The 11,286-nt window shown below is 34.5% G+C and carries 10 protein-coding genes and 2 pseudogenes; 2 read left to right on the forward strand and 10 right to left on the reverse strand.

Translation table 11 applies throughout. The features are described 5' to 3' along the window. Positions 1-257 precede the first annotated feature (257 nt). Positions 258-1,079 carry a CRISPR-associated endoribonuclease Cas6 gene (cas6, locus tag PN450_RS02580; protein WP_271835335.1) on the reverse strand — a complete coding sequence of 274 codons (822 nt, stop codon included), beginning with the start codon at positions 1,077-1,079 and terminating at the stop codon, positions 258-260. 104 nt (positions 1,080-1,183) lie between these two features. Here cas6 and PN450_RS02585 point away from each other — a divergent pair, with 104 nt between their 5' ends. Further along, on the forward strand, positions 1,184-1,603 hold the full coding sequence (locus PN450_RS02585; protein ID WP_271835336.1) for a hypothetical protein: 420 nt from the start codon (positions 1,184-1,186) through the stop codon (positions 1,601-1,603). Here PN450_RS02585 and PN450_RS24025 read toward each other — a convergent pair. From PN450_RS24025 to PN450_RS02625, 9 genes and pseudogenes are all read right to left on the reverse strand, one after another. Next, positions 1,604-1,717, reverse strand: a pseudogene (locus PN450_RS24025) (type I-D CRISPR-associated protein Cas5/Csc1); the annotation flags it as partial. It abuts the gene before it with no gap. A 44-nt stretch (positions 1,718-1,761) separates the two neighbouring features. After that, positions 1,762-2,367, reverse strand: coding sequence for a type I restriction enzyme HsdR N-terminal domain-containing protein (locus PN450_RS02590; RefSeq protein ID WP_193891656.1), 606 nt, complete (start codon positions 2,365-2,367; stop codon positions 1,762-1,764). An 81-nt stretch (positions 2,368-2,448) separates the two neighbouring features. After that, a complete protein-coding gene (cas3, locus tag PN450_RS02595) occupies positions 2,449-4,728 on the reverse strand; it encodes a type I-D CRISPR-associated helicase Cas3' (protein ID WP_271835337.1) in 2,280 nt (759 codons plus the stop codon). Continuing rightward, positions 4,721-5,479 (reverse strand): type I-D CRISPR-associated protein Cas5/Csc1, encoded by a 759-nt coding sequence (cas5d, locus tag PN450_RS02600; RefSeq protein ID WP_271835338.1) that lies wholly within the window; start codon positions 5,477-5,479, stop codon positions 4,721-4,723. Before cas5d ends, cas3 begins: the two co-directional genes overlap by 8 nt. Before the next feature lie 3 nt (positions 5,480-5,482). After that, positions 5,483-6,508 (reverse strand): type I-D CRISPR-associated protein Cas7/Csc2, encoded by a 1,026-nt coding sequence (gene cas7d / locus PN450_RS02605; protein WP_271835339.1) that lies wholly within the window; start codon positions 6,506-6,508, stop codon positions 5,483-5,485. 28 nt (positions 6,509-6,536) lie between these two features. Then, complete coding sequence (locus PN450_RS02610) at positions 6,537-9,263, reverse strand: CRISPR-associated protein Csc3 (protein WP_271835340.1); 2,727 nt, start codon at positions 9,261-9,263, stop codon at positions 6,537-6,539. Further along, entirely contained in the window at positions 9,256-9,699 is a 444-nt protein-coding gene (gene hepT / locus PN450_RS02615) for a type VII toxin-antitoxin system HepT family RNase toxin (RefSeq protein ID WP_053539692.1), read from the reverse strand. Before hepT ends, PN450_RS02610 begins: the two co-directional genes overlap by 8 nt. After that, entirely contained in the window at positions 9,696-10,184 is a 489-nt protein-coding gene (gene mntA / locus PN450_RS02620; RefSeq protein ID WP_271835341.1) for a type VII toxin-antitoxin system MntA family adenylyltransferase antitoxin, read from the reverse strand. Before mntA ends, hepT begins: the two co-directional genes overlap by 4 nt. A 78-nt stretch (positions 10,185-10,262) precedes the next feature. After that, positions 10,263-10,433 (reverse strand): hypothetical protein, encoded by a 171-nt coding sequence (locus tag PN450_RS02625; protein WP_271835342.1) that lies wholly within the window; start codon positions 10,431-10,433, stop codon positions 10,263-10,265. A 485-nt stretch (positions 10,434-10,918) separates the two neighbouring features. Between PN450_RS02625 and PN450_RS02630 the strand changes: the two are divergent. Continuing rightward, positions 10,919-11,152: pseudogene (locus PN450_RS02630) on the forward strand (WYL domain-containing protein); the annotation flags it as partial. Positions 11,153-11,286: the final 134 nt, after the last annotated feature.

Raw genomic sequence — 11,286 nt, forward strand, 5'->3', positions numbered from 1 at the left:
AAAATTTACTTAAATCTAGGCTGGTTTCCTATTAATTCTCAATAATTAATGTTTATTGAGAATATAGGCTCTTTCCAGAAAAGCCTCTAACCCTTTTGAATACTCATTTTTAGCTGGTTTTCTTACATCGAACTCAGGTAAGCGACATAAGATATAAAAAATTGATTAATTTGTAGGTTGGGTTAAGCGACAGCGCAACCCAACAAAAGCGTTGATAATGAATATGATCATGTTGGGTTTCCTTGCGTCAACCCAACCTACAATTTTCTCCTCACCATTCCCATTCCCATAGTTGTTTTCCTGCCAATACCAGCATATAAAGCAAAGTCAACTAAGGCGTTAATTTGTTTAATTGCCGTTGTTTCTACATTGCCAAGAATGCGATAACTAATTTCACCTAAACAACCAATAAATTTATTCTCATAGTTGCTAATGACTTCAGTATTGATATTAAAAGCACTAGCATAAATTGATTCAAAAGAAATATTAGTTAATTCAATACCGCTATATTTATGCCACCGATTTAGTAGACTATTGAATACAGATTCCCGTGTTGGTAAAACATTATCAAATTCACCTTGACGAAAAGCTACAGGTGTAGAAAAGATGAAATTAAGATTGCGTTCTTCCTCACTTGCTTGTTGATAAAGTTGATAATAATTACAAGCATTTGCCCAAGGTTGATTAGATTGGGGTGTACCTTGAATGCTGGTAATATATAAGTTGGCTGAACCTAAGTGCCAAGGTTGTTTGGGGTTTATATTTAACCATAAAGGTGTAAGCTGATTAAATAAATTGTCATTTAATAAAGAAATACGCCACCAACAAGAAGTACCAGCAGGAATAGGGTTTTGATGGGCATATTGCAAAGTATAAGATTGGGTTTTATGTTTGTTTTGTACCTGCAATGGTGAAAGAGTAAAAGCTTTATCAGCGTTTGATTCGTGTAAGTAGTCTCCTAATTTTCTATCAACAGAACTCACTAGGTTAAGAAATAAGGCGTGGTAATGTCTACCTGTGAGGAAATTGGGGTAAATTGGAGATTGGGGGATGATGTTGAGAATGAGACTATGGGGCATAATTTTTGCAGTGTGGCACAATTTGTAAATAGATAATGAAAACTAAGAAAGATTCAGACTATAGAACGTATAAAATAATAAAAGTTGAATAAAGAGTAAGACAAATGACAGTTGATAATTCTCGTGAAGCAGTAGCACTCACTAAAAAGTTAGAAGCCAGTTTACCAATTAAAGTCAAGGCAGCAAAAGAATTATTGAAAATGCTGAAGACAAGAGGAGACATAATAAATCCAGAGAAAGAATTTGAAGTTGATCGGGTATCTTATTCTGGGGATGAAGGCGGGATTATGTGCAGATTGGTCAGCAAAAACAATAATCCCGAAGATGAAGACAAAGCACAATATGTAGTGTCTATTACCCATCTCGAAATAGATCCAGATCATCCTCATGCTGAAGAAATAGCAACTTATCAACGTGATCGAAATCGCAAGTTAATGTTACAAAATCGTGGTAGTTTGATGACTGAATTAATGCCTTCACGCTCTCCTAAAATAAAGAAGAGCGGTAAAGGTTTTGGAAAATAATTAACTCCGAAAACGGTATTGCATTAACTTGGGAAGTTTTACATTTTTGACATCATCAAAATAGTAATATTCTCCTTGCATTTGCACATTTTGAATGAGACTAACTGGAGGCATAGTTTTTAAGAGTGCAATGATTTTCTCATAGAAATGAGAGTAAATTAAATGAGAGATTGAACTAGAATCCGCATCAATGGGTCTAAGTCATCAGGAACGCGATAACTGTCAAGTCCTTGAATGAGATGTTTATTAGGGCGATCAAGTTGAGCAAATTCCCATATTTTGCCAGTAGTAACTGAACCGATAAGGTGAGTTTGTTGTGGATTTTCTTGCCATTTATCTAGGGCAATTAGTTCTGCAAAAAGTTGTGTCATTCCATAATCTAAATCCTCTTTTTTTGCTTCAATTACTAGGAGATTATTGCGATTTTTAATTAGATAATCAAAGTAACCTTGTAGTTGTTCACTGACTTTAATTTGATATTCAATTCTCACCTCAGATTTAGTGTAGTGAACTAAGTCTAAAATTATGGGAGAAATTAATACTTCTCTGCGACTTGTTTCATTTGCTAAATCAAAGTATGGGAGAATTTCATCAAGTCTTTCTTGCAGTTCTGTTAATCGGTCTAGATTTTCTTGATATTGGGGTAAACTCAAACGTTTTCGAGTGAAAGTATAGCCAAATTCTTCAGCAAAATCTTGAGGTGAAATGTGCATCTCAAAGTATTTGCTAAAAGTATAAGACTGATTAGGATCGAGAATGGTCATAATCTAATTTTCCTCAGTTTCAATTTCGGTAATTTCATCAGGTTTATTTTGTCAACTTTATTAATGATTATGTATATGCAATTAAGCAATCAACACTTCATCATCTGGAAGTTGTAACTGTTTAAACTTCATCGCAATTGTTAAGATACCTGATAAGCCTGTTAAAAACTCATATTCTTTTTCACCATCATTACAAACAATAGTTATAGGATAGGAAATTATTCCTTGTTTACGTAATTGAAAAATAACAGCAGCATTAGTTCTGGGACAAATAATTACTCCTGGTAATAGATATTTTGATAACATCTGTAATGCTGGTGTTGGTCTAACTGCTCCTCCAATACTGCGAATAACTTGACAATTGGGAAAAGCTGTTAATTTATTTAGTTCTGTATTAGCAAACTCTCGTTTACTATCGGGGTAACGCATTCTAAAACTGATGTTATAGATTTCCTTAGCACGACTTTGAATTTCTATAACTTCACCTTTTTGGAAAAATTCATAATACCGCAATAAGTGAAAAGGATCTAATTGTGTTTCTTCAGATTCATCAAGAATAAATCCATGCGGATCTCGAATAGGAAGAGTATCAAATAAGCTATAGCGGAAACTAAATAAAGGTGCATAGCTGGTACTGAATATCTCAGCAAATTCTTTTAACTCAGATAGTAAATCATGATTATTTTTAAACATCTCTTCATATTCTTCTATCGTTGTACGTCCAGCTTCTAAATCATCCCATTCTTCAGGTGATTTCACTTTGATAAATCTTTTAACAAAAGCTTGACCACCTTTAATGTATTTCCACTCTTTTCTGATTTTTTCTAATGGCACTTTAGCTATGTTTTCAGCACATTGTAAAACTTTCATTCTGTACCGACATTCTTCCCAAGTCCGGTTACTTTCAAAAATTGTTTTTAATGTATTAAACAGCTTAGGAATTAATTCAGCACCAGGTATTTTATCAAATAATTCTTCCAATTCTAATAAAGGACGTGCTATTTCTAGTGATGCTTCTGAATGCCAATAAGCTTTTAGGAAAGGTTTATCTAAACAGGGAAGTTTATCTAACATTTCTTTTAGTGCTGCACGTCCACCAGAAGTATCAAGAGAAGTAATATCTTGTTCCCAAGCGTCCGCAGGTAAGTAAGCAATGGCTTCTGAATCAATGTTAGTTTCAGATTTACCTAAAACACGCCCCACTCTACCTATTCTCTGCCAAAATGCCGAGCGATCGCGTGCTGAAAAAATCAACCAATCTAAATTTTGTCGTTTGGGTTCAGGATGTCTTTCAAAATTAAATCCTACATCTACAGTGCTGGTTGCTAAAATGATTTGACGTTGCATAGCACTATGTCTATCTTTTTTCGGTGCAGGTCCCGTGATACGTCCAATATGTTCACTAAGTCCTTGCTGTTTTAGTAAATCTGAGAGACGATTAATATTATCCAAGGAATCAAGAATTACCGCACCATTTTCATTTGGTCTTTCTTGAAAACGTTTAACAACTTCTGCTGCTAATTCTGTTATCCATTCTTCTTTATTATCTGGTTTAGGTCGTAATTCTAAATTAACGGCTGTTTGTGATGGTAGAAGCTCACCATTATTTGTTTCTCCATCAATTCTTGCTATTCTCACACCTGCATTTTGTAAATTTTCTAATGCTAATTCACAAGCTGGTTCAGGTGTTGCTGTCAATAATACTACTTTCCGTCCATGCTGGAAAAATTTAAAAACGTGAGAATAAGCAAGATAAAATAACATCCCTACTAGCTGTTTAGCATCATAAAGATGAAATTCATCAAAGATGACTGTAGAGAATTTAGTGTAGAAACCACTAGCAATATTACCTTTATCTAACCTGTTGTATGCAAAGAAAGTTGCATAGTAAAAAATATCAGGGTTAGTTACTAGCAGAATTGGTGTATTAGCACCAACATCACTAAAAACAGTTGCCGGATTTCGCAAAACATTATATAGTTTTTCTCCTGGACGATTGCCAACTTTATCACTAGGCCAACTTTTAATATCTTTAGCTGAAGCTGATTTAACTACATGAGGTAAATAAGCATCTTTAACAAATTTTTGTGCTGCTTCTGTTTGTTGTTCAATTAAAGCATTAGTGGGAGCGATATAAACAGCACTTTTTGTAGGTTGATGTAATAAAACTGTTAATCCGGCTTTAGTTTTTCCCGTTCCAGTTGGTGCTAAATCAAGAATAATATCGGCATCTTTTGATTTTTCAAATACATCAATTTGATGTTGTAGTGGTTTACCACCCATGAAAGATAATTCATCTGGAGATGCACAAGCTGAAATACTCCGATTTTCTAACCTGATAACTAATTTTTGATTACTCATTTCTGTTTTCTCTACCACAATAATGTAAACCTGCGGGTACAATCATTTCGCCAATTTGCCAAGCTGCACCTCGAAAATGAAGATTTTTTAATATCGGTGCAGGAGGTATAGAGATTAAATCAAAAGCAAATATTTCTATTTGTCTTGGTAAATCAGCAACATTTAGATAAAATTGACTTTTATATTCGCCTTCTGGAAGTAAAGTTATAGGAAACTCTTTTAAGACATTCACTTTAACTTTACTAGCGAATTTTCCCACACGAATATAATCTGGTAATTGTTGATTTCCAAATACTAATGTTTGGAATTTATTACCCCTTTCAATCATGCGTAATCTTCCAGTTTGAGGAAAATTACTTGCTCTAAATGAACTAGGTTTTGTACCTTGACGTTGTAATGGTAAATCTTCTCTGGCAGTTGCTACACGATTATTAGTCATGGTGTACCAATAAGCATCAGAAAGAGCGTTAAATCTTTCAAATCTAAATGTAACTCTGCCTATTGGTGAAGCTGGTAAAATGTAGCAGGATTGAGCTATTGCTTGAAAATCTTCTTTGTAGGTTGGTCGTCCTGTAGCCTGACCTTGGAGACGATAGGGGGAATTTACCCAACCTAAAGCATAGGTTAAAGCATAATTCCCAAGTAACCCCTCAGTGTAATAGGTATCAGACAACTCCCTAGAGGCAAAAAAGACTGGTTCAAGACAGCTTAATTCAATAAGTTTTGCCTGTGAAAAAGGAATTGTTGACATAATTTAACTCTCTACTTCAACTGGAGTATTTTTGTTTTTACCTTTACCTTTACCTTTGTTTTTTTCAGGTGCAACTTGACGGAAAGGTTCATAGGATTGACTTAAACGTTTGAGAAAAGTATCACGTTCTGCTTCTGACCAGTGGGTTTCTACATCAGTAATTAAATTTCCTAATTCTTCATCAGATAGTTGCACAGAAACCCCTCTTCTGTTTTGCCAATTTGTAATTACTTGCTTAGTTGCTGTGATGACTCGATTAATATTTAAAGGATGTTCTAAAGGTTCACCTAAAACATCATAAATAGCTTGTACAAGTTCCAAGGAGCTAGGCAATTCGGTAATACTGCCAAAAATACCTAATATTTGATTTTCCATTCTTCCTACACGACTGGAAACCGCACCATAACGACTGGTAAAAAGAATATTTCCGATAATGTACCGCAATTCATCAGCAGTTACATCTTTGAGTGTGACAACATCTAAAAAATGAACTCCTGGTTTGATGTATTCGCTAGTATTTAAAGCGGTTGAAGGATTACCTTTTTCATCTCGCATTGTACCGTTTTCATAGATGGCGTTAATAGTGCGATCGCCTACCACATCAGTAGCGGATAATATACTAAAAGCATCTTCAGTCCAAATACGGCTTTTTTGTGCGCCACCTCCACCAGCAGCGAAACCATAAAGGAAACAATCTACACACATTTCACAAGGTGCATTAGTATTTAAAGAGCAAATAGAGCTATCTTTGACGTTAGTGTATAAAAGTTCGTGCGCTCTTAAATGTTCTCTTCCATAACGTCTTTCTGGTGCTACTTGTTTACGTTTAGTCATCACCAACCGTTGAATAATATTATCATTATTCACACCAACTTGAACAAATTCATTACACATTGACTCACCAGAACCTTCTGTGCGAAAAATAGTTTCTGAGTGAGTTGTTCTGAGAACAATTAAAGTAATAAACCGACCTTTGGGGAAATTTTCGTAGGTAGTTGCGAGAACAGGGGAAAGCTTTTGAATTGACATGATAAACTCCTAGTTAGTTAATGATTAATTAAACAGTTGTATTTGTTTCATCAGAATCATCTTCTGATTTATTTTTTAGCTTTGTACGTGCTTCTTCTAAGAAAAATAAATAAGCAGCTTCTAAAGTCTTTTGATCAGATAACAACTTTTCTGGACGTGCTAAGTAAACTTCCTCGTATAGCTTGCGTAATACATCGTAATAATGCTTAACTTGTTCAAGTTTTTTTACTCCTACATGATATTCACTAATTCGATCTAAACGAGTATGATATTGCTGAACTAAAGCTGCAAACATTACCTCCAAATCTAAATAAGGTTTTTGAGTTTTGACAGCAGCAATAAAAGCTGTAAAAGGTTCTGATTGAGCAGTTCTTTTAAATGAACTTCCCCAAATTCTGCCTTCTGCGGCTATTTGAGCAGCTTCTTTTAAATATTTAGTCAAAAGTGAATTTTCATTAGGCATAAGGCTCTCCATTAATGTATTTAAAGGCTGACAAATTCGACTCCAAATAATGCTCAAATTTGGTTCATCTTGTTCTCGTAAAATCCAACGTAACAAAACAAAATAAAGTTTAATTGGTCTATCACAAGTACGAGCCAAATCATATAAACAATCATCAGATTTCTGAATGCTGGCAACAGATATTGCTAGTTCTCCAAGACAACGTAATCTTTCAAGAATTTCTTCTGCACTGAGAGTATTCCTATCTTCCTGGGTCTTTTCATTCTTAAAACGTTCATATTGTCCATTTCCTAGTAAAGGTTGCAGTGCAGCAGGAATACCTTCAACTCTGCCATATACATCATCAAATAAATCTACCTCCATATTGCTGCTTAAAGTAAAAGGAAAACCAATATCTAAAGATAAAGATATTTCTAATCCTAATCTCAGTGATTTGAGTAAAGCTAAAGAAGTATTAACATCTCCCCAAACTAAAGGAATAATCACAGATGTATGAATAAAATCCGGTCGTTTAGGTAATGCTGCACCAACTACCTTATTAGCTTTAAATTCAAGTTTGTGATCTCGATAAAGTTGTAATTGATCAACAGTAACAGTACCCCCTTCAGTATTTGTTACTGCTAGTTGTTTTAACAGTTCGCGCCAAATTATCAAAAGTTCGGGAGCAGAACCTTTTGGTAATGCTAAATGTAAATAAAGAGGTTCTTGTTTGCTAACTTTAGGAAAATTTGCACCCACTGTCATCAGTTGATAAGCTAAAGCAGCAATAGAATCTGCTTGTCTTTTTGGTTCAGCACTAATACCACCTGGTAAACGATTAGAAAAAACCTGTACTTTTGTTCCAGGAGGCATATTTGCGGAAATTAATTCATCTATTTCACTGGATGTAGAACCTAAAGAACATCTTTGTCTAGGATTAGCTTCTACATAAGCATCTAATTCATTAATTCCAATTAACTGATTAGCAAAAGGTAAATTTACCATTCTGTGAACTGCTAAAATCATTTCTTCAGATACTTCTATTTCTTCAGAAGTTTCTGTACTATTATTTCTTAACTGAAAAGACTCTTTGAGGGCTTCGTTAATACCTTCAATGCCATTAATAGCGGCTTTTGCTGCAAATAAAGGTCGTCCATACTGACCATTAAATGCTTCAAGTGCAAGGCGTTGATGTTCAGAAATTCCAGCATGATGAGAGATTTTATCCCAAACTTCTTTAGGATTTAAACCTGCTTCTCGATAACTCAGATAAGCTGCTTTCAAACCTTCAGATATAGCAAATTCTTCTGCATTACTTACAGGCAATAATCCCAGTTCAGCAGCTTTTTCTAGTGCTTCCTCACCAGCATCTTCACCCCATTTAGTTACAGATTCAGCAACTTTATCTGATTTATAACCTGCTTTCTTCTTTTCTAAAAGAGCCTGAATATTGACTAAAACCTCATCAACATTTTGTTGAATAGCCTGATGAGTAACTTTGATACCATCTTTAGTGGCTCTGACAAGTTTTTCAATATTGTTACCAAAAACTTGATCAATTTTACTTTGCCAAACAGTAGCGATTTCTTTGGTTAAATCTACATTTGGTAAATTTCCACCTTCAAAAAGTTCGCTATCTGGAAAAATGGCGATGGGATGAAAGCCATATTTTTGTAAAACTTCTTCACAAGCACCCAGTAACAAGGATGTAATATAACCTTTATCTTCTGATAAACGCACTCGAAAAAGATTACATTTTCTGCCAAAAGCGACCGTTAATTCTGTTTCTATTTTACGAAATCGTTGTGCATCAGGAATACCTAAATCAAACAAATCAGCAGCAACTAACATTGCAGCCCAACGTTCAATATTTGGGTCTTCTGGTAAAAATCTAGCACCATCACTGACGCTGTGACCTGAATGACGTTCAATCAACTTTCTGACTAATTCTAAGTTATCATCTGTGACTACAAAGCTAAGAACACAAGCTTTTTCAAGTTGTTCTTTTAAAAAGTCTTTATCTCTAGCTAAGGTTTTGACCTTTCGTTCTTGAGGATCTAATTTATTGAGGTCATGAACAGCAGTTGCAGCTAATAATAAAGGTCGTTTATCTTCTGCTACTTCTGCTATGCGGCTAACTGTCAAAATAAACTGACACGCAGAGTCTAAATGTTCTGCAAGAGTTGTACCTGTTCTCACACCATATTGATGATGATGTGCATGGTTTTCATAAAGTTGGGGGCGAATTTCACTGAAATAAATTTCCTCTAAGGATTTAGGAGGACGATTTAAAAGCCGACCGCGTTTAATCATTTTCTTCTTCCAATGTAATTAAATAAGAGTTGATTTGTCTAACATAAAGCGGATATTGCTGTAATGCAAAACTAATTGCCATGAAAACCTGATTCGGATCTATATCATCATATTCATGAACCAAACGATTTCTTAAACCTGATGATGGCGCAATTTGTTTTGCTAGTTCAGGAGTAAGAATTTGATATTTACCTAATTCAATAAAAGCCTCAAAATTAGTGTAAGACTTTCCAGATTTGAGTTTTGACAATATATGATCATTGATGTCTATTGCGGCTTGAGTCATTAATTGCAATAGTCTTTCTACAATTAGTTGTTGACGAAAATCACCTAAAAATTCATCAAGACTCAGAGAATTAAATTCTACTAAGGTGTTGTAATATTTGGTAATTAACCTTAGTCTTGATAAAACTATTTCAGAATCTATATTATTCATGCTCCCCACTTATTTAACTCTATTTCAATAATTCGTTGTTGCTCTTTACGAAATTTCTTTAACTCTGATTCAGCTTTTAAGGAATTTAAGCAAAAATCATTAAATTGTCCAGTAAATTTTTCATATAACATAATTCCATCACGCGCTACAAAATGACTAATTAACCAAGAACATTTATTTAGTTCTACAATATCTATAATATCAGGATTAATTTGTAAAACTTCACCAATCACAATTGGCAGTTCAAATAAAACAGCAATATTATTTGCTATGTAATTCTGACGTTTTTCTTCATCATATAAAACTGCAAAATCCCAGTCACTATCAGCTTTAGTTTTACCAGTTGCTCTAGAACCAAATAAAACTAACATTTTTAAGTAAGGTATTTTCTCAGGAATTTGTGAGGATAATTCTTGAAGTTCTGTAATTGTGGAAGTATTGTTTTGCATTTGCTTTAGTCCAGCTATAGGAGTTATTTTCTTCAAGAAATTTCTGCATTACTAACTACTATTTTCAAGAAATGGGAGTAGGAGAAACTACCCCCAATATGTTAGAAATTCTTTTTAAGCGATCGCTTTTGACTCGATTACCAGTTTATACTCATGCTGTTGACCTTGAATACGACGTTTATTAAACTGATAACCTCTTTTCTTGAGGACGTGCATAGTTGCAGAAAATCGGTGGCTAATTTTTTCGACTAGTTCTTCTGTAGAATGCCAGCAAGAATCTGACATAACTTGAAGCATACGATCTGGAAGATTATCTTTCACAAAAAATTACCTCAATAAGTTTGCGCCGAAATAGCCATATCAGTGCTAACCTATGAGATACCACTCAACATAGGTGAACTGAAACAGCTTTGTTTCGGTTCTCTTTAATTTAATATAGCACCAAAATTTTGTCTGTAGCAAAGAAGTGAATAAAAATCTGGTAATGAAAAAAATTGTTCCATGAAACTTTTAAGATATATACTAAAGAAGCCTTGAGACTAGACCCTAATCCCTATAAGGGATTGAAACTGTAGTAAAGATGTGATCAAGGCATTAACATAACTCATTAATCCCTATCAGGGCTTGTAAGCCAGAGCTAGACTCTGGCTTTTTTAATATCTTTTTTAAATACCTCATATTGTGTCCGTAACTCGTTGTTAAAATCTATAATGACACTCAAAATAGAAGTTGACAAGATAAAGTAAGTATAAAGTACACGGACACTTATAATGAGTCGAAAAGGTCAGTCTATCACCCTGTCGGTATCAGAACGTGACAAAGCCGAACTAGAAGCGATCGCCCTAGAATTCGGGATGATGTGGGGGGATGATCCCAATATCTCGAAACTCATCAAAGCGATCGCTCAACATGAGTTAATTATTGGCAAAAATCATGACTGGCAGGAATCACGTATCCGCGCCTTACACCGTTGTATAGGTGCATTAACAGACATCGGACACCTGAGTTCGATGTAAGAAAACCAGCTAAAAATGAGTATTCAAAAGGGTTAGAGGCTTTTCTGGAAAGAGCCTATATTCTCAATAAACATTAATTATTGAGAATTAATAGGAAACCAGCCTAGATTTAAGTAAATTTT

The organism is Dolichospermum lemmermannii CS-548 (assembly GCF_028330815.1).
Taxonomy (GTDB): Bacteria; Cyanobacteriota; Cyanobacteriia; order Cyanobacteriales; family Nostocaceae; genus Dolichospermum; species Dolichospermum lemmermannii.